Source organism: Pseudomonas sp. GW823-FHT03E05 (assembly GCF_058796855.1).
The window spans coordinates 105,409-130,842 of record NZ_JBXAJB010000005.1 but is presented as its reverse complement, the minus strand read 5'-3'; the positions used below and the strand labels follow the sequence as shown (position 1 = coordinate 130,842).

Genomic DNA, 25,434 nt, shown 5'->3' with positions numbered 1-25,434 from the left:
TGAATGGATGATTCGCACATGGACGTACGCAAGCCTTTTGCCCAATGCATTGCCCTGTCGTTGTCGGGGATCCTGTTTCTCAACCCGATCGTAAGCGTGGCCGCAGGCCTGGCCCTGGACCCGGCCGCGGGGGGCAACGCCACCATCGGCGCGGCCGGCAATGGCGTACCCATCGTCAACATCAACGCCGCCAACGGCGCCGGCTTGTCCCACAACAAGTTCAGCGAATACAACGTCGGCAGCAACGGCCTGATCCTCAATAACGGTACCGGCTCGACCCAGAACACTCAGCTGGGCGGCTACATCATGGGCAACCCCAACCTCAAGGGGCAGGCGGCCCAGGTCATTCTCAACGAAGTCACCGGCAGCAATCGCAGCAAGCTGGCGGGCTATACCGAAGTGGCCGGGCAGTCGGCCCGGGTGATCGTCGCCAACCCCCATGGCATCACCTGCAACGGCTGCGGCTTCATCAACACCCCACGGGCCACCCTGACCACCGGCAAGCCGGTGATCGAAGGGCAGAAACTCGATCGCTTCCAGGTCGATGGCGGCGACATCAGCATCGAAGGCGCCGGCCTCAACGCCAGCAACATCGACCAGTTCGACCTGATCACCCGCAGTACCAAGCTCAATGCCGACCTGTACGCCAAGAAGCTCAACGTCATCACCGGGCGCAACGACGTCAAGGCCGATGACCTGAGCGTCACGGCCCGGGATGCCGACGCCAGCGCCAAGCCGGAACTGGCCATCGACAGCTCGGCCCTGGGCGGCATGTACGCCGGGGCGATCCGCCTGGTGGGCACGGAAAAGGGCGTTGGGGTGAACATGTCCGGGGAAATGGCGGCCAGCACCGGTGATATCCAGATCGACGCCAACGGCAAGGTCACGGTCGCCGGCATGGGCGCCAACCAGGCCATCGCCATCAAGGCCCAGAGCATCGAGCTCAAGGGCAAGGCCTACGCCGGCACCGAGGCGACCCTGCAGGCCGCCGAGCAGATCCAGGTGCAGACCAGCCTGGCGGCCCGGGACCGGGTCCAGGTGGTGGACGCCGCGCAGGTGGTCAACCACGGCATCATCGAAGCCGGAGTCAACACCGACAACAGCCGCAACGATCACGGCGAGGTCAAGCTGACCGCCGGCACCCTGGAGAACCGCGGCAACGTACTGGCCAGCCGCAACCTGGAGCTGACCGCGCGCCAGGCCCTGAACAACCAGAACGGGGTGATTCAGGGGCCCAAGGTCGAGGTCAAGACCGCGCGCCTGGTCAACCAGGGCGCACAGGCCCGGGTGCTGGCACAGCACGAGCTGGTGCTGACCACCCCGGCCATCGCCAACCTGGGCGGCCTGATCCGCTTTGGCGAGCAGCAGGCCGCGACGCTCACTCTGGATAGCCTGAACAACAACGGCGGGCGCCTGGAAGTGGCAGGCGCCGACCTGACCCTCAAGGCCCGCGAAGTGAGCAACCAGAAAGGCTCGATGATTGCCGACCGGGTAGAGATCAGCGCCGGGCGGCTGGACAACCAGCAGGGCCTGATCGGGGCCAGCCAGGGCAGCGCCACCTTCAAGGTCAGCGAGCAGTTGAACAACAACGATGGCCAGCTCCAGGCCCAGACCCTGCTGGAAACCCAGGGCGCAGAGTTGCTCAACCAGGGCGGCAAGCTGCTGGCCGACCAGATCAAGATCACTGGCACGCGCCTGGACAACAGCCAGAAGGGCCTGGTCAGCGCCGAGAAGGGCGAGTTGCAGGTGAGCCTCGCCCAGGACCTGATCAATGCGGGTGGCAAGCTCCAGGCCACATCGCTGCTCAGCCTCAAGTCCGCCAGCGTGGATAACCGCGCTGGCACCCTGGTTGCTCCGCAGCTGACCCTCACCAGCAGTGGCAAGCTCGATAACCAGGGCGGCACGGTGGATGCCACCGGGCTTGAGCTGCACACCGCGGACATCGACAACCAGGGCGGCCTGCTGCAAGGCAAGGACAACCTGCTGCTGGAAGCCGGGGACCTGGCCAACAACCAGGGCCAGGTGATCGGCAACGTACTGACTGCCAACCTCGACAGCCTCAGCCAGAACCAGGGCGGGGTACTCAGCGCCGAAGCCGGCCAGCTGACCCTGACGGTCAAGCAGCATCTGAACAACGCCCTGGGCCATTTGCAGGCCAAGAACGGCGATGTGCAGATCGGCTCCGGCAGCCTGAACAACCAGGGCGGCGTGGTGGTGGGCAATCAATTGCTGCTGACCAACAACGGCCTTTTGGACAACCGTGGCGGGCAACTGGTGGGCGACCGCCTGAGCCTGAGCACCCAGCGCCTGGACAACCAGGGCGCAGGCCTGCTGGCGGCGGGCAGCGACGGCTTGCTGCTGACCTTGACTGCCGACGGCGCCACCCCGGGGCAGTTGCTCAACAGCCAGGGGCGCCTGCAAAGCGACGGGCATCTGCAAGTCAACGGCGGCCAACTGAACAACAGTGGCGGGGTGATCCTCGGCGAGAGCGTCGGGATCAACGCCGCGGGCCTGGACAACAGCGCCAGGGGCGCAGTGGTGGCCAAGACCGGGGGGCTGCATGTGGCCCTCAACAATGGCGTATTGAACAACAGCGCCGGGGTCATCGACGCCGGTGACCAGGCACTCAAGGTCACCCAGCTGGCCCGTCTCGACAACCAGGGCGGCACCCTCAAGGGCAAGCGCCTGGAGGTCGATGGCGGCGCGCTGGACAACCGCCAGGGGCAACTGCTCGCTGGCAGCGACGGCCTGAACCTGGTGACCGGGGGCCTGAACAACGCCGAAGGGATGATCCTGGCCCAGGGCGGCCATGGTGAAGTCACCCTGGGCCAGGGCAGCCTGGACAACCGTGGCGGCACCCTGCAGGGCGCGACCCTCGCGGTGACGGCCGGGGCTGTGGATAACAGTGCCCTGAACGGCAAGGCCGGCTTGATCAGCAGCCAGGCCGGCAACCTGAAGCTGGTGGTGGACCGCCTCACCAACCAGGCAGGCAAGCTCTACGCCAACGGCCTGCTCAGCGCTTCCGGACAGACCCTGGACAACCGCTGGGGCGGCGAAATCAGCGCCCAGCAGTTGGACCTGACCACCGCGGCCAACCTCTACAACCAGGGCGGCCTGGTGGAGTCGGCCGGCTCGCTGCTGCTGGTGGGCGGCAACCTGGACAACAGCGCCGGCGGGCGAATCCGCGCCGTAGGCGGGGAGCAAAGCCGGATCAGCCTGGGCGGCAGCCTGTACAACCAGGGCGGTAGCCTGGCCCTGGGCTCCAACGCCTTCAGCCTGAATGCGGGCAACCTGAACAACGTCGGCGGCAGCATCGAGCACGCTGGCAACGGCCTGTTCAAACTCGACCTGGGCGGGCTCTCGGGCCTCCAGGGGCGCATCACCGGCCTGGGCCGGGGCGACTGGGACATCGGCTGGGTGGACCGCAGCGGGCTGATGCAGCTCAACGGCGCCCTGGACCTGAGCACCGGTGGCGATCTCAACCTCAGTGCCGGCGACCGTATCGCCAGCGCCAGCGGCCTGCGGGTGGGCGCCGCCACCCTGAACAACGCCGGGGAACTGGCCAGTGACGGCTACCTGACCCTGGACCTGGGGGGCAACCTGAACAACAGCGGCCTGCTGTCGTCCCGGGGCAAGCTCACGGTGGGCGCCAGCGACCTCAACCAGAACGGCGGTCGTATCGCCAGCGGCGGCGACACCGAGCTGAACCTGCGCGGCACCCTGGACAACCTGGGCCGGCTGATCGCCAGCCAGAACCTCTACGTGTCGGCGGGGCAGATCAACAACCGCGGCACCCTGGGCGCCCTGGGGCAGATGCAGCTGCGCTCCAGCAACGGCATCACCACCTCGGCCGACACCCTGATCTACAGCGGCGGCGACATGCTCCTGCGGGGCAACGGCCTGGCCAACAACTACGGCGACATCTACAGCGCCGGCAACCTCAGCTTCGCCGCCCTCGACGGGGGCCGCGCGGCCCTGCTGAGCAACCGCTCCGGAACCATCGAAAGCGAGGGCGACATGAACCTCAACGTGGCGTTGCTGCAAAACGCCATGGACCAGTACCAGGTCGGCGAAACCATCACCCAGCGCAATATCGTGATCAACTGCACCGACTGTTCCGGCGATTACCACACCGCCACTTACATCGTTAACACCACCTACGAAGGCACCATGGGCGAGCACTCCGCTGGCGCCCGCCTGGTGTCCAACCGTGACCTGACCATCAATGCCGATACGGTGGAAAACGACCAGAGCCTGATCGCCGCCAACCGCGATGTCTCCATCACCGCCAACAACCTGTACAACCGGGGCCTGACCCTGAACAAGCGGGTCGAGAGCATCAGCTATTTCCTGCACGGGGTTTCCAAGGGCGCGTTCCGCGCCGCCGAGCGCGCCACCATCGCCTGGAACGCCGCCAACGCCAATCGCGCGCCGGGCCAGCAGGACCCGCTGCCGACCGTGGTGACCCAGTACCCGATCTACGAACCCGCCAGCCACACGGTGATCACCCCGGGTTCCCAGAGCGCCTACGCCTCCACCCTGCAGGCCGGCCAGCGCCTGCACCTGCAGGTCAGCGGCACCCTTGAAAACGGCGTGCAGAGCGAACAGAGCCGCGCCCAGCTCACCGGGCAGACGCTGCAGAACAACCTGGCCCAGGTGGGCGGCCAGGTGATCACGGTCAATGCCCAGAGCTCCGCGGCGGCCAACCAGGTGGCCAAGGATGTGCAACGCATCGAGAAGGTCGGCGCCGACGGCACCACCCAGGTCAGCTTCGTCCCGGTGGATTTCTCCGGCGTGCCGTTCGCCGCCGTGGACCCGACCTCGCTGTCGAGCTTCCGCGTGCCTCAGGGCGAGTACGGCCTGTTCGTCAAGAGCCAGAACCCCCAGGGCCGCTACCTGATCGAGACCAACCCGACCTTCACCGACCTGTCGCGCTTCATGAGCTCGGACTACATGCTCGGCAACCTCAACTACAACACCGATCAGACCTGGCGCCGCCTGGGCGACGGCCTGTACGAGACCCGGCTGATTCGCGACGCGGTGCTGGCCCAGACCGGCCAGCGCTTCCTGGCGGCCGGGCTGACCAGCGACTACGACCAGTACCGCTACCTGATGGACAACGCCATCGCTTCCAAGGACCAGTTGAACCTGAGCATCGGCGTGTCCCTGACCCCGGCCCAGGTGGCCTCGCTGACCCATGACATCGTGTGGATGGAAACCCGCGAAGTGCAGGGTGAGAAAGTGCTGGTGCCGGTGCTCTACCTGGCCCAGGCGGAAACCCGCAACCTGCGCGGTGGCAGCCTGATACAGGGGCGCGACATGACCCTGATCGCCGGCGGCGACCTGACCAACGTCGGTACCCTGCGGGCCAGCAACGACCTGAGCGTGAATGCTGGCGGCAGCCTCTACCAGGGCGGCCTGATCGAGGCCAACGAGCGGGTCAGCCTGATGGCCCAGGACAGCGTGCGCAACGCCCTGGCCGGGGAAATCCGCGGCAACCAGGTCAGCGTCACCTCGATCAAGGGCGACATCATCAACGACCGCACCGCAGTGGCCGTCGGCTACGGCTCGGGCAATCGCACCATCCTCGACCAGGGCAGCCAGATCACCGCGCGCCAGCAGCTGGACCTCAGCGCCGGTCGCGACCTGACCAACCTCGGCCAGCTCGCCAGTGCCGGCGATGCCAAGCTCAGCGCCGGTCGCGACATCGACCTGCTGGCGGTGCAGGACCACACCTTCACCCAGAGCGCGATCCGTCGCGGCCTGGTGACCAACGACACGGTGCAGACCCTGGGCTCCAGCGTGACCACCGGCGGCAACCTGGAACTCAATGCCGGGCGCGACCTGGCGGTGGTAGCGAGCCAGGTCAGCGCCGGCAACGACCTGTCCCTCAATGCCAAGCGCGACATCGTCATCGCTTCGGCCCAGGACGAGCAATCCTCGACCTTCTACCAGAAGAAGAAAGGTTCCTGGGGCAAGAGCAAGACCACCCGCAGCGCCGATTCCTCCACCACCAACGTGGCTTCCGAGATCAGCGCCGGGCACGACCTGATGGTCAACGTCAGCCAGGACAAGGACGGCCGTATCAGCCTCAACGGCGGACGCGACGTCACCGTGGTCGGCAGCCAGCTCAAGGCCGGCAACGACCTGCTGGTGGGCGCTACCCGGGACGTCAGCCTGGTCTCGGCCCAGGAGCAGCAGGACAGCGCCTACAGCCAGAAGAAGAAAGGCAGCTTCGGCCTGAGCAAGAGCGGCAACAGCCGCACCTCCAGCAGCACCACCCAGGTGGGCAGCGAGCTGAGTGCCGGCAATGACGCGGTGGTGATATCCGGGGCCAACGTCAACCTCTCGGCCAGTTCCATCGAAGCCAAGCGCGATGCCGAAGTGCGCGCCGGGCTGATCGACAAGAACGGCGACATCAACCTGATGGACGCGGCCAACACCTCCAGCAGCCAGAGCGACAAGTACAAGAGCAAGGTGGGGTTCTCCAGTTCCGGCAGTTTCACTTCGATTGCCTCCTCGAAGAAATCCGGCCAGGAAAACATTCAATCCCAGAGTGTCGGCAGCGTGGTCAGTGGCGGGCGTGACACCACCCTGCAGGCATCCCGTGACGTCAACATGATCGGCAGCACGGCCGCGGCCGAGCGCAACCTGAATGTGGGGGCGGGGCGCGACATCAACGTCCTGGCCGGCAGCAACAGTTCGGACCAGAGCAACTGGAAATCCGAGAAGCATGTGGGGCTGTCCCTGGAGAGCGATCGCAATGGCGTCACCGCGTTCCTGGGCAGCGAAGGCCTCAAGCAGAAATCGCGCAATGCCGAGCAGACCGTGGCGCCGAGCCAGTTGCTGGCCGGGCAGGATGCAACCATCAAGGCCGGACGTGACCTGACCCTGGAAGGCTCGCGAGTGGATGCCGGGCGTGATATCAACCTGCAGGCCGGGCGCGATATCAGCATCGACGCGGGCAAGGAAACCTCGATCGAGGAACGTAGCAAAAGCCGTGACCGCAATGGCCTGACGGTCAATGTCAGCCACAACTACGGCAACACCATGGACGCCCTCAAGGGCACCGGCAAAGGCGAGGACAACACCAGCAAGGCCTCCAGCGTGCTGAGCACCGTGGATGCGATCAACCAGTTCACCTCGGGCCCGACCACCGCGACCCATTTCGGTACGGCCAGCCAGTCCAGCAGCTCGCGCCAGGAAGTGCACAGCAACAGCCCTGCCAGCCTGGGGGCCGGGCGGGATATCAGCGCCGTGGCCGGCAATGACATCAACATTCGCGGTGGTCAGTTCGACGCCGGGCGCGACATCACCCTGGTGGGCCGTGACATCAATGTGGATGTGGCCCGCGGTTCGGTCTCCGAAGAGAGCAAGACCGCCCGCAGCCAGGGCGGCATCAATGGCCAGAGCGGCGGCGGTAGCGCCCGTGCCGGTATCGGCGGCAGCAACGGTGTGGCCAGCGAGCAGATGAACCAGGGCACCAACACCCCGTCGGTATTCCTCGCCGGGCGTGATGTCAGCCTTGAGGCGCGCAACAACCTGACCCTGATCGGAACCCAGGTCCAGGCCGGGCGCGATATCGACCTGGGCGCCGGTAACGACCTGACCATCCGCGCCGCGCAGAACGATTCCAGCAGCGAGTCCAGCCGCCACAGCGGCGGTGGTGAAGTGGGCCTGGCCGTGGGCGGCAAGGACTTCATCTCGGTCTACGCCAGCGTCGACATGGGCAAGGGCCAGCTGGACCGGGACAACCAGCGGCAGCAGAACGCCAATCTGGTAGCCGGCGACCAGTTGCGCTTCAGCAGTGGCAAGGACACCACCATCGCCGGCGCCACCCTGCGCGGTGGTGAGGTCATCGGCCGGGTTGGCGGTGACCTGACCGTGTCCTCGGTGCCGGACACCGGCAAGGTCAGCGGCAAGGAAATGGATGCCAGTGTCACCGTGAGCATCGGCCTGGGCGGCGGTGGCAGCGTCAGCGGTTCCCTGGGCATGGGCAAGACCACCGGCAAGACCAACTGGGTCCAGGAGCAGACCAGCATCACCGGCAAGAACGGAGTGGACATCCGCACCGAGAAGCACACCCAGCTCGACGGCGCGCTGGTCGCCGCCGACAACGGCAACCTCAAGCTGGACACCGGCACCCTGGGCTTCCGCGATATCTCCGGCCAGGACAAGGAGCACAGCTACTACGTCAATGCGGGCGGCACCTTTGGCTGGGGCGGCGGCGATGGCGCCAAGGCCACCGGCGGCAAGGACGTGGCCTTCACCACGGACAAGAGCCAGGAAGGCAAGGGCAAGACCGGGGCGTCCGGCTGGAGCGTCAGCGGCTACGACTACCGCAAGGAGCGCGAGCAGGAAGTGCGCGCCACAGTGGGCGCGGGCACCATCACCGTGCGCAACGACGCCAAGACTGGCGCCGACTCCACTGCGGGCCTGAACCGCGATGTGGCCCTGGCCTATGAAATCACCAAGGACAAGGAAAAGCGTACCGACCTGTATGTGTCCCAGTCGTCCCTGGATGCGGTGGGCCATCCGTTGCAGACCCTCAACCAATGGGCCCAGGGGCTCAAGGACTATGGCAAGAATGCGTCCGCGGCGTTCACCCAGTACGGCGATCTGACCCAGGCGGCGGACAAGGCCCTGGCAGACAACCCGGCGTTGGCACCTTTGGCCTGGATACCGGGGTTTCTGCAGAAAGTCATGGATGAGTCGGCCTTCTACACCGGTGGCGTGATGCCAGGTGTCATCAGTCATGGCGGCGTGGTCACCCAGGTCCCGGCGCTGCTCACGGGGGACATGAGCTTTTATCGTGTGCAGATGGAGTACAAAAAGGATGCCAATGGAAAGGTCTTTATCGACCCGCTATCGGGCAAGCCAGTCCTGGATGTGGACGCCACACGCAACAGCTTGCAGAGTTTGCTGACACCTGACGACGACGCTGCGGTGTTCACCAATGGAATCCAGAACTCGTTGGATGCAGCCCTGGTCAACGGCGGCATGCAAACCGGGAAGGACAGTTTTATCCAGGCCTATAACCCGGAGCATGGTTTCCTGGGCGACTTGGTGGAGTCCCTGTGGGATGTCGTACTGGGCGGGGCTGTTCGTTCGGGCAACGCACGGCAACTCAGCGATTTCCTCGGGGCCGGGCTCGACCAGGGCAACAAGCTGGATGTATTCGGCCACAGCCAGGGCGGCTTGCTGACGTACCGGGCCATTGCCGGACTCAACTTCAATGCCAACGGCAATGCGGGTAGCATCCAGCTGTCGGGCGCGCCCGTCGCTTCGACGGACTTCTTCCAGGCGGCCAAGAATGCCGGGTTCGACATCAGTGAAGGAGCGTTCTTCCAGGTCAACCGGCCGACCTCGAGCATGTTCTTCAATACGTTGCCGGTGACCGATACGGTGTCCGACTTGCTGGGGCTCAATGCATGGCGCTCTTCTGATACGGTCGCCCGATTCTTCGGGGCCGCGGCTACGTCAGGCAAGCTGTTGGCAGCGGACAGTCCTCACTCCAACTACTTGTGTGTGGCCAAGGACATTTGTGGCGGAGCCAGCAGCGGGTTGCAAGAGACCTTCAAGAACAGCAACAAGTACATCGTCCCGACCTTGATCGATCAGCACGGCAACGACAAATTACTGGGCTCGCAATGAAGGCTGCACAGATAGCGCTGATCGTTCTGACCTGTGGGTTGCTGCCGGCGTGCGGCGGCCCACCCCTGGTCTATGAAAATGCTCGTCTGGATTCCCGCATGCTGTGCCAGGAGGGGGCGAAGCGGATCACCCTGATGCAGCGTTACTCCTTCGACCTGCCTGGGCCTTATCGGCATGCGCAGTGCGGAACCATCACTGGCGGGTTCACCTATGAAAAGGGCCGTGACGCGCTGTCGGTCGGCACCTCAGGATCTTTCTTCTATGGGGACATTCAGGTGACGGCGTCCGGGCTCTATATGCGGGTCAACAGCTTTCTCGATGGCTGGGGGGATGGTCTGCTCTACCCGAAGCAGGCCTTTCTTGAGGATCTGCTGGCCAGGCAGGCACGGCCATCCCATACCGGTGTCAAGCCCAGCAGTCTCGACTGGGTGAACATGCAGGGCTATCAATGCCTGCGCTCCTACGAGCGTTGGGAAGGGACCGCAGTGGGCATTCTCGAAGACAAGGTCAAGTACTGGTGCTGGGAGCAGGAGAGCGGCCTGCAACAGCCGTTCTATGTGCATGCAGGCCAGCGCTTGCCCTTGGGGAGCAAGGGTTACGACCTGGATCAGGTGTTCATCGTGCCGTTCTTCCAGAGCCTGAAGATCAACCCCTTGCCGGCGCCGGTGCTGGCCAAGGCACGGGCTGATATCCAAGGGGTCTGTGCCCATGTCAAATCGCGCTACGACCGCAAGCTGCCCTGGGGCAGTGACTACCCCGACCAGCGACTGATCCGGACACAATTGCATTACTGCGGCTACGATGTGCCGCTGCCCGATCTCAAGGCGCCTTCACCTTGAACCTTCGGGCCTGTTCCAAGGGGAGGCGTTCGCTGCCAAGCCCATCAGCCAACAGTGCATAAGGAGATGGAGATGAAAAGCTGGACATGGATTGCGATGCTGCTGGCCCTGGCTGGTTGTGCTGCGCAGCCGGTATCCAAGGACCATGACCAGGTCCTGTCTGAGGTCGCTGATGTGGTGCAGAGGGACAGCGGTGGCTCAGGTGAGCGTCAGGATCTGCAACTGCTTGTCACGCAGATCAACAGCCATGGGCAGCTTCCCGATCGTCTAGTGATTGTGGCCGGCGGGGGTGTTGAACGCTTCAATGTGCGTGACATGTTCGCCAAGGTTTCCCAAAGCCCCAACGGTAGGTTCCTGATGTTCGGGGCCAACCCGGCACTGGACAAGGCGATTGTCGGCGGCGCACTGAGTGGTCAGCGCTTTCCTCGGGTCTGGCTGTTCTTTGTCGGCGAACCTGGGCAAGAGCAGGAAATGCGCAGCATCGTCGAAGCAGCGGGCATCAGGTATTCGTTTATCAGCAAATACAAAAAGTGAAGGTGTCTGTGAGTATCCGCGGTGCCATGGGGATTGCCCTGGTCTGTGGTTGTCTGGGGGATCAGCGGCTGCATGGCGCCCTCTCTGGTTTACGAAAACCAGCGCCTGACCCTGACCCGCCTGCACTTCTGCGGCTACGACGTGCCGCTGCCCGACCTTTCGGCCCCGGCGCCCGGGGCCAAAGCCGACTGAACCTTCGCCTGTCACAACACTCCAGTACCCTGTAAGCCCGCGTCCTCACGGCGCCTGCCACTATTCCTCAGGGGTGAAGGCTGGCAGACTGCCGGTCTTTTCCCCGCTGTCTGTCTTGAGGCTATATGCCAGCGTTTTCACAGCGTCATCTGTTGTTCATCAGTTGGATCATCATCTTCGGTGGCCTGTTGCTGGCCTTGCCCCTGCGTCTGCTGCCCAGCCTGCTGGCCGGTCTGCTGGTGTTCGAGCTGGTCAACATGCTCACCCCGCAACTGCAGCGGCTGATCGAAGGCCGGCGTGCGCGCTGGCTGGCGGTGGCCCTGCTGGGCACCCTGGTGGTCAGCCTGCTGACCCTGCTGTTCGCCGGGGCCATCAGCTTCCTGTTGCATGAGGCGGAGAACCCGGGTGCCTCGCTGGGCAAGTTCATGGTGGTGGTGGACAAGGCCCGGGGCCAGTTGCCGCCGTTCCTCGATTCCTACCTGCCGGCCAGCGCCGCCGAGTTCCAGGCCGCCATCGGCGCCTGGGCCAGCAAGCACCTGAGCGAGTTGCAACTGGTAGGCAAGGACGCGGCGCACATGTTCGTGACCCTGCTGATCGGCATGGTCCTGGGGGCGATCATTGCCCTGCAGCGGGTCCCCGACCTGACCAAGCGCAAGCCTCTGGCGGCGGCGCTGTTCGACCGTCTGCACCTGCTGGTCCAGGCGTTTCGCAACATCGTCTTCGCCCAGATCAAGATCTCCCTGCTCAACACCTTCTTCACCGGGATCTTCCTGGCGCTGATCCTGCCGCTGTTCGGGGTCAAGCTGCCGCTGACCAAGACCCTGATCGTGCTGACCTTCCTGCTGGGCCTGCTGCCGGTGATCGGCAACCTGATTTCCAACACACTGATCACCATCGTCGGCCTGTCGCTGTCGATCTGGGTGGCGGTGGCGGCGCTGGGCTACCTGATCTTTATCCACAAGCTGGAATACTTCCTCAACGCGCGGATCGTTGGCGGGCAGATCAGTGCCAAGTCCTGGGAGCTGCTGCTGGCGATGCTGGTGTTCGAGGCCGCCTTCGGCCTGCCCGGGGTGGTGGCGGGGCCGATCTATTACGCGTACCTGAAGAGCGAGTTGAAGCTGGCGGGATTGGTGTGAACCTTGTTCGCCGGCCCGCCGGCTCCTACAGAACCTTGTAGGAGCCGGCGGGCCGGCGAAGCTGTTTCAGCCGTAACGCTTCTTGGCCTCGATGGCCAGGCCGCTGCCGATGCTGCCGAAGATATTGCCTTCCACATGCCGGGCATTGGGCAGCATCGCCGCCACGCTCTGGCGCAGCGCCGGAATGCCGCTGGAACCACCGGTGAAGAACACCGTATCGACCTGGCCCACACCGACATTGGCGTCGCTCAGCAACTGGGTGACGCTGGTGCGGATGCGCTCCAGCAAACCGTCGATGGAGGATTCGAACAGGGCCCGGCTCAGGTCCACGCTGAGGTCGCGCTCGATTCGGTCCAGGGCTACCAGGCGGTTCTCTGCGTGGGTCAGCTGGATCTTGGTCTCTTCCACTTCCATGGCCAGCCAGTGCCCGGCGCGCTGTTCGATCAGCTTGAACAGACGGTCGATGCCGCCGGTGTCCTCGATGTCGTAGCGCATGCTGCCCAGGGCCAGTTGGGATTTCTGCGAGTACACCGAGTTGATGGTGTGCCAGGTCGCCAGGTTCATGTGGTGGCTGGTGGGCATGTAGGCGCCGCTCTTCATCCGGCTGCCGTAGCCGAACAGCGGCATCACGCCCTGGAGGCTCAGTTGCTTGTCGAAGTCGGTACCGCCGACGTGCACGCCGCCGGTGGCGAGGATGTCGTCGTGGCGGTTATCGACGCCACGGCGCTCGGGGGACAGGCGCACCAGGGAGAAGTCCGAGGTACCACCGCCGATGTCGACGATCAGCACCAGCTCTTCGCGCTCGATGGTGGATTCGTAGTCGAAGGCCGCGGCGATGGGTTCGTACTGGAAGGACACGTGCTTGAAGCCGATCTTGCGGGCCACTTCCACCAGGGTGTCTTCGGCTTCCTGGTCGGCGGCGGCGTCGTCATCAACGAAGAACACCGGGCGGCCCAGCACCACTTCTTCGAATTCCCGACCGGCGGCGGCTTCGGCGCGGCTTTTCAGTTGGCCGATGAACAGCCCCAAGAGGTCCTTGAACGGCATGGCAGTGCCCAGCACGCTGGTGTCGTGCTTGATCAGCTTGGAACCCAGCAGGCTTTTCAGCGAGCGCATCAGCCGGCCTTCGTAGCCTTCCAGGTATTCGTGCAGCGCCAGGCGGCCGTACACCGGACGGCGTTCCTCGATATTGAAGAACACCACCGAAGGCAGGGTGATCTTGTCGTCCTCCAGGGTGATCAGCGTCTCCTCGCCGGGGCGCAGCCAGCCGACGGTGGAGTTGGAGGTACCGAAGTCAATGCCGCAGGCACGGGCCGGGGTGGCGTTGTTCATGTCTTTGGATCCGGTGAAAAAAACGGCCGCGCAGCGTACGCCAGTCCTCGCGCCTTGCAAAGGCCGACTATCTGCTAAATCACCCCCTGTCGTGCCTTGAAAGACTATCCTTTACCCCCAAACTTGCAGGCATGGGCCGAGCAGCCACCCGGGATCACAAGATCCGCCCGAGGCTGCCGATAAACTTCTGATGCGCCGTTCAGTCAGAGAATTGAGATTGATCAATTCTCATGCTGCCAGACCGAGCATGCTGTGCTGCACGCCGCGCGACTTTGATAACGGATGGTGATTCCCTCGATGGACTTCAAAGACTATTACAAGATTCTCGGCGTGGAGCCGACAGCGGACGACAAGGCGATCAAGGCCGCCTATCGCAAGCTGGCGCGCAAGTACCACCCCGACGTCAGTAAGGAAAAGGATGCCGAGGCCAAGTTCAAGGACGCCTCGGAAGCCTATGAAGCGCTGAAAAGCGCCGACAAGCGCGCCGAGTACGATGACCTGCGCAAGTACGGCCAGCATGGCCAGCCCTTCCAGGGCCCGCCGGGCTGGCAGAGCCGTGGCGGTTTTGGCGGCGGCGAGGACGGTGGCGATTTCTCGGACTTCTTCAGTTCGATCTTTGGTAACCGGGGGCCAGGATTCGGCGGCCCGGAGCAGCGCCGCAGCAGCGGTCGTCGTGGACAGGATGTGGAAATGGAACTGCCGATCTTTCTTGAAGAAACCCTGTCCACCGAGTCGAAGAAGATCAGCTTCCAGGTGCCGCAGTACAACGCCAATGGCCAACACGTCAGCAACACCAGCAAGAGCCTGAACGTGAAGATTCCGGCAGGTGTCACCGACGGCGAGCGCATCCGCCTCAAGGGCCAGGGCGCGCCGGGCGTGGGCGGCGGCGCGAATGGCGACCTGTACCTGACCATTCGCTTCGCGCCGCATCCCAAGTTCGATGTCGAAGGCGAGAACCTGATCATCACCCTGCCACTGGCCCCCTGGGAGCTGGCGCTGGGGACCGAGGTCGCGGTACCGACCCTGACCGGCAAGATCAACCTCAAGGTTCCGGCCGGCAGCCAGAATGGCCAGCGCATGCGCGCCAAGGGCCATGGCCTGCTGAACAAGGCCGGCCAGCGCGGCTACCTGTTCGTGCAACTCAAGGCGGTCATGCCCAAGCAGGCGGGCGACGACGTCAAGGCCTTGTGGCAGGAGCTGGCGAAGAAGGCAGCGTTCGACCCCCGGGAAAATTTCTGATTCGACACTAGGAGGCGCTGATCATGAGCACCCTGATCGTTCAGCTGGACATGGAAGAGTTCTGTGAAGTGGCCGACCTGTCGGCGGCCTACGTGATCGAAATCGTCGAGCACGGCATCCTCGAACCTCAGGGCCGGGCGCCCAAGGACTGGCGCTTCAACGACTATGAGCTGTCCCTGGCCAAGCGCGCGGCGAAGTTGCGCCGCGACCTGGACCTGGAATGGGAAGGCGTGGCCCTGGCCCTGGACCTGCTGGACGAAGTGCGGCAACTGCGCGCCGAGAACCAGATGCTCAAACAGCGCCTGGGCCGCCTGCTGGTGGACTGAGGGTGTGTAGGCCTGTAGCCGCTGCCGAGCGCTAGCGAGGCTGCGACCGGGCGCGCAGCGCCCGTATAAACAGGCGACTGCGGTGTGTCAGGAAAAAGCGCGTTGCGAGGACTGCGTCCTCGTTCGCAGCTTCGCTGGCGCTCAGCAGCGGCTACAAAACGATACAAACGCACTAGAGGTTACAAAGTGCCTCAGGCACTGGCGCGGGAGACGCGCGGCAGGACCACGGTGAAGGTGGTGCCATCGCTGGCGTTGGAGCTGACTTCGATGCTGCCCTGGTGGGCAACCACCACTTCCTTGACGATGAACAGCCCCAGGCCAAGGCTGGTGCTGGGGTTGCCCAGTTCTTCGTCGACGCTGCGCACCAACGGGTCGAACAGGGTGCCCAGGGCCTCCGGGGGGATCGGCGTGCCGTAGTTGTGCACGGTCAACAGCACCTGTTCCGCGCCACCGGTGATGGTCACGGTCACGGTGCGGCGGTTGTTGCCGTGCTGCAGGGCGTTGCCGATCAGGTTCTGCAGCATCTGCTCGATGCGCCCGCGGTCCCAGATGCCATGGCTGTCGCCCTCGAAGCTCATCAGCGGGGTGCAATCGGGCTGCCCGGCGCAGGCTTCGTCCATGGCCGCCTTGGCCGCGCTGGCCAGGTCCATGGGCGCAGGTTCGATAGGCAGGCTGCTGCCCAGGCGGCTGCGCACGAACTCCAGCAGGTCGCTGACCATGGCGCCCATGTGCCGGGTGCCGCTCTTGATACGTGAAACGAAGGCCTGGGCGTCGCCGTCCAGGGCGACTTTGCGTGCCAGCATTTCAGTGGACATGCTCACTGCCTGCAACGGCGCCCGCAGGTCGTGGCCAAGAATTGCCAGGAAGATATCCCGCGAGCGGCTGACCTGTTCGGCATAGGCCGCGGTGGACTCGGCCAGGGCTTCATCAATGGCTTCGTTGAAACGGATCATGTCCTGCAGGTAGGCCAGGTCCGGTGTCTGCAGGCTGGCCACCCACAGGCGGATCACGCAGGCTCGCAGGTGGCGGAATTCCGAGGTCATCTGCACCAGGTCGAACCCCACGTGATGGCGCAGCTCGCCATGGCTGGCGGCCGCGGCATCCAGGCTGGGGGTTTTTTCCGGGCCTTCGCCCTTGGCCTTGGCCCGTTGTTCCCCGGGGCTCTGGGCGGTGCACATATCCCGGGCGGCGGCCAGCAGGATGGAGCGCGCGTGGTCACGCAGGTCCGTGCGGGTCAGGGAGTCCTGGGCGAGGCTCCTGGCAAATTGTTCCCATTCATCAACGATTCGATCAACGTGCTGCACGATAAAATCGGACAGGCGCATAGCCGGGCACCTTACTGGGCAGTGAGTGGAAAACCGAGACGCATCTTAGCGCCTAATCGAACATTTCAGCAGCCACTCTGCCCAGTGGTGGACCGGCCCTAGAACAGGAAGTAGCGCTGGGCCATGGGCAGCACGTCCGCCGGTTCGCACCACAGCAGAACGCCATCAGCCTTGACCTGATAGGTCTGCGGGTCGACTTCGATATCCGGCAGGTAGTCGTTGTGGATCAGGTCGGTTTTCTGCACGTTGCGACAGCCCTTGACCACGGCGATGCGTTTTTTCAGCCCCAACTGCTCCGGCACCCCGGCCTCCAGTGCCGCCTGGCTGATGAAGGTCAGGCTGGTGGCGTGACGGCTGCCGCCGAAGCTGGCGAACATCGGCCGGTAGTGCACCGGCTGCGGGGTCGGGATCGAGGCGTTGGCGTCGCCCATCAGGCTGGCGGCAATGGCCCCGCCCTTGAGGATCAGGGTCGGCTTGACCCCGAAGAACGCCGGGCGCCAGAGCACCAGGTCGGCCCACTTGCCCACTTCGACGGAGCCCACCTCATGGCTGATGCCGTGGGTGATCGCCGGGTTGATGGTGTACTTGGCAATGTAGCGCTTGACCCGGAAGTTGCTGTTGCCCGGGCCGTCCCCCGGCAGCGGGCCGCGCTGCTTGTGCATCTTGTCGGCGGTCTGCCAGGTGCGGGTCACCACTTCGCCGACCCGGCCCATGGCCTGGCTGTCGGAACTGATCATGGAGAAGGCCCCGAGGTCGTGGAGGATGTCCTCGGCGGCAATGGTCTCCCGGCGGATGCGGCTTTCGGCGAAGGCCACGTCCTCGGCGATGCTCGGGTCCAGGTGATGGCAGACCATCAGCATGTCCAGGTGTTCGTCGATGGTGTTGCGGGTGAAGGGGCGGGTCGGGTTGGTGGAGCTGGGCAGCACATTGGCCAGGCCGCAGGCCTTGATGATGTCCGGGGCATGGCCGCCGCCGGCGCCTTCGGTGTGGTAGGTATGGATGGTGCGGCCCTTGAAGGCGCCCAGGGTGGTTTCGACGAAGCCCGATTCATTGAGGGTGTCGGTGTGGATCGCCACCTGCACGTCGTACTCATCGGCCACGCTCAGGCAGTTGTCGATGCTGGCCGGGGTGCTGCCCCAGTCCTCGTGCAGCTTGAGGCCGATGGCCCCGGCCTTGACCTGTTCGATCAGCGGCTCGGGCAGGCTGGCGTTGCCCTTGCCGGTAAAGCCGATGTTCATGGCGAAGGCGTCCGCCGCCTGGAGCATGCGCGCCATGTGCCAGGGCCCGGAGGTGCAGGTGGTGGCGTTGGTCCCGGTGGCAGGTCCCGTGCCGCCACCGATCATGGTGGTGACGCCGCTCATCAGCGCCTCTTCGATCTGCTGCGGGCAGATGAAGTGGATATGGGTGTCGATGCCGCCGGCGGTGAGGATCATGCCCTCACCGGCGATGACCTCGGTGCTGGCGCCGATGGCGATGTTCACGTCGGGCTGGATATCCGGATTGCCGGCCTTGCCGATGGCGGCGATGCGCCCGTCCTTGAGGCCGACGTCGGCCTTGACGATGCCCCAGTGGTCGATGATCAGGGCGTTGGTGATCAGGGTGTCCACCACCTCGGCGGCCAGCAACTGGCTCTGGCCCATACCATCACGGATCACCTTGCCGCCGCCGAACTTCACTTCTTCACCGTAGGTGGTGAAATCCTTCTCCACTTCGATCCACAGCTCGGTGTCGGCCAGCCGCACCTTGTCGCCTACGGTGGGGCCGAACATGTCGGCGTAGGCTTCACGGGAAATCTTCATCGCAGCTCCTTACAAAAACAGGTCTTGCAGGAGCCGGCTTGCCGGCGAAGGGGCCCGAAAGACCGCAATCGCCGGCAAGCTGGCTCCTACGTGCGTAGGGTCGAGGGATCAGAGGTCGCCCATGATCCGCCCGGCGAAGCCGAATACCCGGCGCTTGCCGGCCAGTTCCACCAGTTCCACTTCCCGGGTCTGGCCCGGTTCGAAGCGCACCGCGGTGCCGGCGGCGATGTTCAGGCGCATGCCGCGGCTGGCGGCTCGGTCGAAGGTCAAGGCGTCGTTGGTTTCGAAGAAGTGGTAGTGGGAGCCGACCTGGATTGGCCGGTCGCCGCTGTTGGATACGTTCAGGCGCAGGGTGCGGCGCCCGGCGTTGAGTTCGATCTCGCCGGGCTGGATCTGGTATTGGCCAGGAATCATAGGGGTTGTCCCAGGGTCTTGAAGTAGATGGCGGTGGCGGTATAGGTGCCGTCCGGGCTCTGGCAGTAGTTGGGCAGTTCGCCGACCCGGGTATAGCCCAGGGCGCGGTAGAACTCTTCCGCCGCGGAGCCGGCCTCGGTGTCCAGGTACAGCAGCCCGCGCTTGTGCTGGCGGGCGGCCTGTTCCAGGGCATTCATCAACTGCTGGCCCAGGCCGCGGCGGCGGGCGCTGTGCAGGACCTGGAGCTTCTGCACCTCGGCGCGGTTGCGCCCGTTGGCCTTCATGCACAGGGCCAGTTGCACGCTGGCCAGGACTTTCTCGTCGCGTACCACCACCCACAACAGCAGGCTGCCGTCCTCGACCCCGGCCTGCACGCTGCTGAGGTAGCTGCGGGCCTGGCTGTCGTCGAGATCGGCCATGAAGCCGATGGACGCCCCGTGCTGCACCGAGTCCAGCAGCAACTCGATCAGTCCCTGACGGTAATGGGCAAAGCTTTCTCCATGGACAAGGCGCAGTTGGGCGGCGTTCATCGAGATTTCACTCCTTGTGCGGGGCGGGCGGTTGTGCCCCGGGGTTGAGAATCAGCTGCATGAAGGTCAGGTCCAGCCAGCGCCCGAACTTGGTGCCCACCTGAGGCATCTGCCCGGTGCTGATGAACCCCAGGCGCTCATGCAGACGGACCGAGGCGCTGTTGCCGCTCTCGATGGCGGCCACCATCACGTGCTTGCCACAGCCCCGGGCGCGCTCCAGCAGCACCGCCATCAACTGCGGGCCCAGGCCGTTGCCGCGCTGGTCGCTGCGCACATAGACCGAATGTTCCACGGTGTGACGGAAGCCGTCGAAAGGCCGCCAGTCGCCGAAGGAAGCGTAGCCGAGCACCTGCTCCTCGGCGTTGATGATCACCAGGATCGGATAGCCCTGGGCCTGGCGTGCGCTGAACCAGGCCTGGCGGTTGCCCAGGTCTACCGGTTGCTCGTTCCAGATCGCCGTGGTGTTGAGCACGGCGTCGTTGTAGATGTCGCGGATCGCCGGCAGGTCGGCATGCAGGGCATCGCGGATGCGATAGGTCATGGCACGGCCTCAGGCGATGGGTTGGTGAACGGTGACCAGCTTGGTGCCGTCGGGAAAGGTGGCTTCCACCTGGATGTCCGGGATCATCTCCGGGATGCCTTCCATCACCTGCTCGCGGCTGAGCAGGGTGGTGCCGTAGTGCATCAGTTCGGCCACGGTCTGCCCGTCCCGGGCGCCTTCGAGCAGCGCCGCGGAGATATAGGCCATGGTTTCCGGGTAGTTGAGCTTGAGGCCGCGGGCCAGTCGCCGCTCGGCCACCAGGCCGGCGGTGAAGATCAGCAGCTTGTCTTTTTCGCGTGGGGTCAGATCCATCGTGGTCAATCCGTTGTCAGGCAGTAGAAAAAGGTGCAGTGGAAAAGGGCATGCGGGTCAGGTGTTCCAGATTCTGGGTGGCCTGGCTTCGCGGCCCAGCAGCGCCGGGCGCAGCAGGCGCCACAGCTCGATCAGCCAGGCCCGGGCCTGCAGAGCTTCGCTGGCCAGGCAGCGGGCCACCAGCAGGCCCGGCAGTTGGCTCAGGTCGCCGCGTACCGGGTGCGCCAGGGCGCGGCAGCGTTCCAGCAGTTCGCTGTCGATTTCACCGGTCACCAGCAAGGTGGCGAACACCGGCTGGCCATCCAGGCCGATGGGGGAATCCAGCAGGCCGTCGCCACCGCCGATGCGCTGGCGTTCATGCCACAGCGGGCGGCCGTCGCGGTACAGGTCCAGGTGGGCCTGGAAATGGCCCTGCTCGAACCGCTCGCCACTGGCCGGGCGACCCAGGGCAATGATGTCCCAGTAGAACAGCCGGGCATCGCCCTGCAATTCGATGCGGGTCGTGAGCTCGGCCTGGGCAGCGCTGAAGACGATGGTTTCCTGGGGCAGCCACTCCAGGGTCGCGCCCGGCGCTACCTGCAGGTTCAGGGCCTGGCTGGCCGGGCCGGTGGAGCGATACCACTTGGCCGCCCCGGGGCTGGTCAACTGGGCCCAGGCACCGCTGTCGACCCGGGCGCTGATGGCCAGCCGATCACCGCCGGCAATGCCGCCGGGCGGGTGGACGATGATGTGCTGGCAAACCTCGGGGCCTTCGGCATACAGGTGCTTCTGCACCCGCAGCGGGCCCAGGTGGCGGCGCAGCACCGGGCGCGTGGTGGCACCGCAACGGGCATAGGCCAGCTCCAGTTCGGCGTGCCAGCTGGGAGTGAACAGGGCGGTGGCGGCAGGTAGGTTCATGCTGGGTCGTTATCGTTAGGAGGCTACAGATTAGATCGTAACCAGGCCGCGTACACCCTCGGCCTGCATATTTTCGCCGCGGCCCTGCTGGATGATTTCCCCCCGGGACATCACCAGGTACTGGTCGGCCAGTTCGGCGGCAAAGTCGTAGAACTGCTCCACCAGCAGGATCGCCATGTCGCCCCGGGCCGCGAGCTTGCTGATCACCGCGCCGATCTCCTTGATCACCGAGGGCTGGATGCCTTCGGTGGGCTCATCGAGGATCAGCAGGCGCGGGCGGCTGGCCAGGGCCCGGCCGATGGCCAGTTGTTGCTGCTGGCCGCCGGAGAGGTCGCCGCCACGGCGCTGCTTCATCTGCAACAGCACCGGGAACAGTTCGTAGATGAAGGCCGGCACTTCCTTGGCCTGGGAGCCGGGGAAGCGGGACAGGCCCATCAGCAGGTTTTCCTCCACGGTCAGGCGGCCGAAGATTTCCCGGCCCTGGGGCACGTAGGCGATCCCGGCGTGGACGCGCTGATGGGGCTTGTAGCCGGTGATGCCCCGGCCCTCCCAGTTGACCGCGCCCTCCTTGGCCGGCAGCAGGCCCATCAGGCACTTGAGCAGGGTGGTCTTGCCCACGCCGTTGCGCCCCAGCAGGCAGGTGACTTCACCGATCCGGGCCTCGAAGCTCAGGCCGCGCAGGATGTGGCTACCGCCGTAGTATTGGTGCAACTGGTCGACTTGGAGCATGGTCGGGTACTCGAGTTTTGTGGGGATTGCGGGGCGGTCTTCGCTGGCCAGCCAGCTCCTGCGGGAGGGGTAGGAGCCGGCTTGCCGGCGAACGGCGGTTGCGCTAACGGCCGAGGTAAACCTCGATCACCCGTTCGTTTTCCTGCACCTGTTCCAGGGAGCCTTCAGCCAGCACGCTGCCTTGGTGCAGCACGGTGACGTGGTCGGCAATCGAGCCGACAAAGCCCATGTCGTGTTCCACCACCATCAGCGAGTGCTTGCCCGCCAGGGTCTTGAACAGCTCGGCGGTAAATTCGGTCTCGGCGTCGGTCATGCCCGCCACCGGTTCGTCCAGCAACAGCAGTTGCGGGTCCTGCATCAGCAGCATGCCGATCTCCAGGAACTGCTTCTGGCCGTGGGACAGCAGGCCCGCCTGGCGTTGAGCCGAAGGGCTCAGGCGAATGGTCTCCAGCACCTGGGCGATGCGGTCCTGCTGTTCTGTGCTCAAGCGTGCCCCGAGGCTGGCCCACACCGACTTGTCGGTCTTCTGCGCCAGCTCCAGGTTCTCGAACACGCTCAGGGCCTCGAACACCGTGGGCTTCTGGAACTTGCGGCCGATCCCCGCCTGGGCGATCTGCACTTCGCTCATCTGGGTCAGGTCCAGGGTTTCGCCGAACCAGGCCTTGCCCCGGGAGGGGCGGGTCTTGCCGGTGATCACGTCCATCAGCGTGGTCTTGCCGGCGCCGTTGGGGCCGATGATGCAGCGCAACTCGCCGACACCGATGTACAGGTTGAGGTCGTTGAGGGCCTTGAAACCATCGAAGCTGACGCTGATGTCCTCCAGGGTCAGGATGGTGCCGTGGCGGGTGTTGAGGCCCTTGCCGGCGGCGTGGCCAAGGCCGATGGCGTCGCGGCTGGTGCCGGCGTCCTTGTTGGTGTCGAGAATGGGTTCGAGCATGAAGTCCGCCGTTGCTGTGACTCTCATTGTTCACCTCGTTTGTTCAGCAGGCCGATCACGCCCTTGGGCAGGTACAGGGTCACGACGATGAACAGCGCACCGAGGAAGAACAGCCAGTATTCGGGAAAGGCCACGGTGAACCAGCTCTTCATGCCGTTGACCACACCGGCCCCCAGCAGCGGGCCGATCAGCGTGCCGCGCCCGCCCAGGGCGACCCACACGGCGGCCTCGATGGAGTTGGTGGGGGACATTTCGCTGGGGTTGATGATGCCCACCTGGGGCACGTACAGGGCCCCGGCCAGGCCGCACAGCACGGCGCTCAGGACCCAGACGAAAAGCTTGAAGCCGCGCGGGTCGTAGCCGCAGAACATCAGGCGGTTCTCGGCATCGCGCAGGGCCGTCAGCACCCGGCCGAACTTGCTCCGGGCCAGGCGCCAGCCCAGGTACAGGCTGCCCACCAGCAGCGCCACCGTGGCCAGGAACAGCACCGCCCGAGTGCCCGGTTCGGTGATGCCGAAGCCCAGGATGCTGCGGAAGTTGGTAAAGCCGTTGTTGCCGCCAAAGCCGGTCTCGTTGCGAAAGAACAGCAGCATCCCGGCGAAGGTCAGGGCCTGGGTCATGATCGAGAAGTACACGCCCTTGATCCGCGAGCGGAAGGCGAAGAAGCCGAACACCAGGGCCAGCAGACCCGGGGCCAGCACCACCAGGCACAGGGCCCAGAGGAAATGCTCGGTGCCGGCCCAGTACCAGGGCAGTTCGCTCCAGGAAAGGAAGGTCATGAAGGCCGGCAGGCCATCCCCGGCGGCCTGGCGCATCAGGTACATGCCCATGGCGTAGCCGCCCAGGGCGAAGAACAGGCCGTGGCCCAGGGACAGCAGCCCGGCGTAGCCCCAGACCAGGTCCAGGGCCAGGGCGACGATGGCGTAGCAGAGGATCTTGCCCACCAGGGTCAGGGTGTAGGCCGAGACCTGCAGCGGGTTGTCCGCCGGTAGCAGCGACAGCAGCGGCAGGGCCAGCAGCACCAGGAGCAGCAACGCCCCGACGGTGATCGTGACCCTGGGCCCGGCTTGCTGGGTGGCGGTAATGAGCAGTGGTTGATTCATCAGTCGATCACCCGTCCTTTCAGTGCGAAGAGTCCCTGCGGGCGTTTCTGGATAAACAGAATGATCAGCGCAAGGATCAGGATCTTGCCGAGCACGGCGCCGATCTGCGGTTCGAGGATCTTGTTCGCCACCCCCAGGCCGAAGGCCGCCAGCACGCTGCCGGCCAGTTGCCCGACCCCGCCGAGTACCACCACCAGGAACGAGTCGATGATGTAGCTCTGGCCCAGGTCCGGGCCGACGTTGCCGATCTGGCTCAGGGCCACGCCGCCCAGGCCCGCAATGCCCGAGCCGAGGCCGAAGGCGAGCATGTCCACGCGCCCGGTGGGCACGCCGCAGCAGGCGGCCATGTTGCGGTTCTGGGTCACCGCGCGCACGTTCAGGCCCAGGCGGGTCTTGTTCAGCAGCAGCCAGGTGAGCACCACGACAAACAGCGCGAAGGCGATGATCACGATGCGGTTGTAGGGCAGTACCAGGTTGGGCAGCACCTGGATGCCGCCGGAGAGCCAGGCCGGGTTCGCCACCTCGACGTTCTGCGCGCCGAACAGCAGGCGTACCAGCTGGATCAGCATCAGGCTGATGCCCCAGGTGGCCAGCAGGGTTTCCAGGGGCCGGCCGTAGAGGTGGCGGATCACCGTGCGCTCCAGGGCCATGCCGATCCCGGCGGTGACGAAGAACGCCACCGGCAGTGCCAGCAGCGGGTAGTACTCGATGGCCTGCGGGGCGTAGCGCTGGAACAGCAACTGCACCACGTAGGTGGCGTAGGCGCCGAGCATCAGCATCTCGCCGTGGGCCATGTTGATCACCCCCAGCAGGCCGAAGGTGATGGCCAGCCCCAGGGCCGCCAGCAGCAGGATCGAACCCAGGGACAGGCCGCTGAAGGCCTGGCCCAGCACTTCGCCCACCAGCAGCTTGCGCTTGACCTGGGCCAGGCTGGTTTCGGCCGCGGTGCGTACCGCGGCATCGGCTTCGACCCCGGGTTCGAGCAGGCCTTCGAGGCGGGTGCGGGCCAGCGGGTCGCCGGTTTCCCCCAGCAGGCGCACGGCGGCCAGGCGCACCGCCGGGTCGCTGTCCACCAGTTGCAGGTTGGCCAGGGCCAGGCTCAGGGCATCGTGCACGTCGGGGGCTTGCTCGGCGGCCAGTCGGGCATCGAGGAATTTCAGTTGCGCCGGCTTGGCGCTTTTCTGCAGTTGGCGGGCGGCGGCCAGACGGCTGTTGGCGTCGCTGGCGAGCAACTGGTGGCTGGCCAGGGCGCTGTCGATCAGGCCCCGCAGGCGGTTGTTCAGGCGCAGGGTTCTGCTTTCGCCGGCGATGTTCAACTGGCCCTGCTGCAGGGCGTTGAGCAGTTCCAGGCGCGCCGGGTCGGGCTGCGCGGCCCAGGTTTCCAGGAGCCGGGCCTGCTCGCCGGAGTTGCCGGCGACGAAGTCTTCGGCATCCCCGGCCTGGGCCGTCCATGGCAGTAACAGCAGGCCGGCGAGGATCAAACGGTAGAGGGCAGTGGGCATATCGGTGTCCTTGAAAGCGCCCGGATAACCTGTAGGAGCGAGCTCGCTCGCGATCCGCGCAGCGGCCAGCCGGGCGGTTTTCGTTGGAGGTCC

The 25,434-nt window shown here is 65.2% G+C and carries 18 protein-coding genes; 6 read left to right on the top strand and 12 right to left on the bottom strand.

Annotated features, from left to right (window positions below):
• The first annotated feature begins 3 nt into the window (after positions 1-3).
• From AC1RCO_RS21015 to AC1RCO_RS21000, 4 genes are all read left to right on the top strand, one after another.
• The gene (locus tag AC1RCO_RS21015) at positions 4-9,654 is read left to right on the top strand and encodes a hemagglutinin repeat-containing protein (RefSeq protein ID WP_492618014.1); all 9,651 of its coding nucleotides are present in this window, start codon (positions 4-6) and stop codon (positions 9,652-9,654) included.
• The gene (locus tag AC1RCO_RS21010; RefSeq protein WP_401402523.1) at positions 9,651-10,493 is read left to right on the top strand and encodes a hypothetical protein; all 843 of its coding nucleotides are present in this window, start codon (positions 9,651-9,653) and stop codon (positions 10,491-10,493) included. Before AC1RCO_RS21015 ends, AC1RCO_RS21010 begins: the two co-directional genes overlap by 4 nt.
• Positions 10,494-10,565: 72 nt before the next feature.
• Entirely contained in the window at positions 10,566-11,027 is a 462-nt protein-coding gene (locus tag AC1RCO_RS21005; protein WP_103290434.1) for a hypothetical protein, read from the top strand.
• 317 nt (positions 11,028-11,344) lie between these two features.
• The gene (locus AC1RCO_RS21000) at positions 11,345-12,355 is read left to right on the top strand and encodes an AI-2E family transporter (protein ID WP_011058994.1); all 1,011 of its coding nucleotides are present in this window, start codon (positions 11,345-11,347) and stop codon (positions 12,353-12,355) included.
• 66 nt (positions 12,356-12,421) lie between these two features.
• Here AC1RCO_RS21000 and AC1RCO_RS20995 read toward each other — a convergent pair whose 3' ends face one another.
• Positions 12,422-13,687: an Hsp70 family protein gene (locus AC1RCO_RS20995; RefSeq protein ID WP_011058995.1), complete on the bottom strand. Its 1,266-nt coding sequence runs from the start codon at positions 13,685-13,687 to the stop codon at positions 12,422-12,424.
• A 297-nt stretch (positions 13,688-13,984) separates the two neighbouring features.
• Here AC1RCO_RS20995 and AC1RCO_RS20990 point away from each other — a divergent pair, with 297 nt between their 5' ends.
• Positions 13,985-14,926, top strand: a complete 942-nt coding sequence (locus AC1RCO_RS20990; RefSeq protein WP_011058996.1) for a DnaJ C-terminal domain-containing protein — start codon at positions 13,985-13,987, stop codon at positions 14,924-14,926.
• Positions 14,927-14,949: 23 nt separating this feature from the next.
• A complete protein-coding gene (locus tag AC1RCO_RS20985) occupies positions 14,950-15,252 on the top strand; it encodes a chaperone modulator CbpM (protein WP_011058997.1) in 303 nt (100 codons plus the stop codon).
• 191 nt (positions 15,253-15,443) lie between these two features.
• Here AC1RCO_RS20985 and AC1RCO_RS20980 read toward each other — a convergent pair whose 3' ends face one another.
• The 11 genes from AC1RCO_RS20980 to urtB form a co-directional block, all read right to left on the bottom strand.
• Complete coding sequence (locus AC1RCO_RS20980; RefSeq protein WP_011058998.1) at positions 15,444-16,577, bottom strand: sensor histidine kinase; 1,134 nt, start codon at positions 16,575-16,577, stop codon at positions 15,444-15,446.
• A gap of 98 nt (positions 16,578-16,675) precedes the next feature.
• Positions 16,676-18,376: an urease subunit alpha gene (gene ureC / locus AC1RCO_RS20975; protein WP_011058999.1), complete on the bottom strand. Its 1,701-nt coding sequence runs from the start codon at positions 18,374-18,376 to the stop codon at positions 16,676-16,678.
• Positions 18,377-18,484: 108 nt separating this feature from the next.
• Positions 18,485-18,790: an urease subunit beta gene (locus AC1RCO_RS20970; RefSeq protein WP_011059000.1), complete on the bottom strand. Its 306-nt coding sequence runs from the start codon at positions 18,788-18,790 to the stop codon at positions 18,485-18,487.
• Positions 18,787-19,320 carry a GNAT family N-acetyltransferase gene (locus AC1RCO_RS20965; protein ID WP_011059001.1) on the bottom strand — a complete coding sequence of 178 codons (534 nt, stop codon included), beginning with the start codon at positions 19,318-19,320 and terminating at the stop codon, positions 18,787-18,789. Before AC1RCO_RS20965 ends, AC1RCO_RS20970 begins: the two co-directional genes overlap by 4 nt.
• 7 nt (positions 19,321-19,327) lie before the next feature.
• Positions 19,328-19,861, bottom strand: a complete 534-nt coding sequence (locus AC1RCO_RS20960; protein WP_011059002.1) for a GNAT family N-acetyltransferase — start codon at positions 19,859-19,861, stop codon at positions 19,328-19,330.
• 9 nt (positions 19,862-19,870) lie between these two features.
• Positions 19,871-20,173 (bottom strand): urease subunit gamma, encoded by a 303-nt coding sequence (ureA, locus tag AC1RCO_RS20955; protein ID WP_011059003.1) that lies wholly within the window; start codon positions 20,171-20,173, stop codon positions 19,871-19,873.
• Between the two features lie 57 nt (positions 20,174-20,230).
• The gene (locus AC1RCO_RS20950) at positions 20,231-21,070 is read right to left on the bottom strand and encodes an urease accessory protein UreD (RefSeq protein ID WP_492618013.1); all 840 of its coding nucleotides are present in this window, start codon (positions 21,068-21,070) and stop codon (positions 20,231-20,233) included.
• A 30-nt stretch (positions 21,071-21,100) separates the two neighbouring features.
• Entirely contained in the window at positions 21,101-21,799 is a 699-nt protein-coding gene (gene urtE / locus AC1RCO_RS20945) for an urea ABC transporter ATP-binding subunit UrtE (RefSeq protein ID WP_123397731.1), read from the bottom strand.
• Positions 21,800-21,902: 103 nt separating this feature from the next.
• Entirely contained in the window at positions 21,903-22,763 is an 861-nt protein-coding gene (gene urtD, locus AC1RCO_RS20940; protein ID WP_015633970.1) for an urea ABC transporter ATP-binding protein UrtD, read from the bottom strand.
• Positions 22,760-23,839, bottom strand: coding sequence for an urea ABC transporter permease subunit UrtC (gene urtC, locus AC1RCO_RS20935; protein ID WP_492618012.1), 1,080 nt, complete (start codon positions 23,837-23,839; stop codon positions 22,760-22,762). Before urtC ends, urtD begins: the two co-directional genes overlap by 4 nt.
• Positions 23,839-25,341, bottom strand: coding sequence for an urea ABC transporter permease subunit UrtB (gene urtB / locus AC1RCO_RS20930; protein ID WP_011059008.1), 1,503 nt, complete (start codon positions 25,339-25,341; stop codon positions 23,839-23,841). The genes urtC and urtB overlap by 1 nt, the downstream gene beginning before the upstream one ends.
• Positions 25,342-25,434: the final 93 nt, after the last annotated feature.

What these genes read in the sequence shown, in the direction of transcription:
- AC1RCO_RS21015 (WP_492618014.1), top strand. Translation starts at nt 4, where the DNA reads ATGGATGATTCGCACATGGACGTACGCAAGCCTTTTGCCCAATGCATT.
- AC1RCO_RS21010 (WP_401402523.1), top strand. Translation starts at nt 9,651, where the DNA reads ATGAAGGCTGCACAGATAGCGCTGATCGTTCTGACCTGTGGGTTGCTG.
- AC1RCO_RS21005 (WP_103290434.1), top strand. Translation starts at nt 10,566, where the DNA reads ATGAAAAGCTGGACATGGATTGCGATGCTGCTGGCCCTGGCTGGTTGT.
- AC1RCO_RS21000 (WP_011058994.1), top strand. Translation starts at nt 11,345, where the DNA reads ATGCCAGCGTTTTCACAGCGTCATCTGTTGTTCATCAGTTGGATCATC.
- AC1RCO_RS20995 (WP_011058995.1), bottom strand. Translation starts at nt 13,687, where the DNA reads ATGAACAACGCCACCCCGGCCCGTGCCTGCGGCATTGACTTCGGTACC.
- AC1RCO_RS20990 (WP_011058996.1), top strand. Translation starts at nt 13,985, where the DNA reads ATGGACTTCAAAGACTATTACAAGATTCTCGGCGTGGAGCCGACAGCG.
- AC1RCO_RS20985 (WP_011058997.1), top strand. Translation starts at nt 14,950, where the DNA reads ATGAGCACCCTGATCGTTCAGCTGGACATGGAAGAGTTCTGTGAAGTG.
- AC1RCO_RS20980 (WP_011058998.1), bottom strand. Translation starts at nt 16,577, where the DNA reads ATGCGCCTGTCCGATTTTATCGTGCAGCACGTTGATCGAATCGTTGAT.
- ureC (WP_011058999.1), bottom strand. Translation starts at nt 18,376, where the DNA reads ATGAAGATTTCCCGTGAAGCCTACGCCGACATGTTCGGCCCCACCGTA.
- AC1RCO_RS20970 (WP_011059000.1), bottom strand. Translation starts at nt 18,790, where the DNA reads ATGATTCCTGGCCAATACCAGATCCAGCCCGGCGAGATCGAACTCAAC.
- AC1RCO_RS20965 (WP_011059001.1), bottom strand. Translation starts at nt 19,320, where the DNA reads ATGAACGCCGCCCAACTGCGCCTTGTCCATGGAGAAAGCTTTGCCCAT.
- AC1RCO_RS20960 (WP_011059002.1), bottom strand. Translation starts at nt 19,861, where the DNA reads ATGACCTATCGCATCCGCGATGCCCTGCATGCCGACCTGCCGGCGATC.
- ureA (WP_011059003.1), bottom strand. Translation starts at nt 20,173, where the DNA reads ATGGATCTGACCCCACGCGAAAAAGACAAGCTGCTGATCTTCACCGCC.
- AC1RCO_RS20950 (WP_492618013.1), bottom strand. Translation starts at nt 21,070, where the DNA reads ATGAACCTACCTGCCGCCACCGCCCTGTTCACTCCCAGCTGGCACGCC.
- urtE (WP_123397731.1), bottom strand. Translation starts at nt 21,799, where the DNA reads ATGCTCCAAGTCGACCAGTTGCACCAATACTACGGCGGTAGCCACATC.
- urtD (WP_015633970.1), bottom strand. Translation starts at nt 22,763, where the DNA reads ATGAGAGTCACAGCAACGGCGGACTTCATGCTCGAACCCATTCTCGAC.
- urtC (WP_492618012.1), bottom strand. Translation starts at nt 23,839, where the DNA reads ATGAATCAACCACTGCTCATTACCGCCACCCAGCAAGCCGGGCCCAGG.
- urtB (WP_011059008.1), bottom strand. Translation starts at nt 25,341, where the DNA reads ATGCCCACTGCCCTCTACCGTTTGATCCTCGCCGGCCTGCTGTTACTG.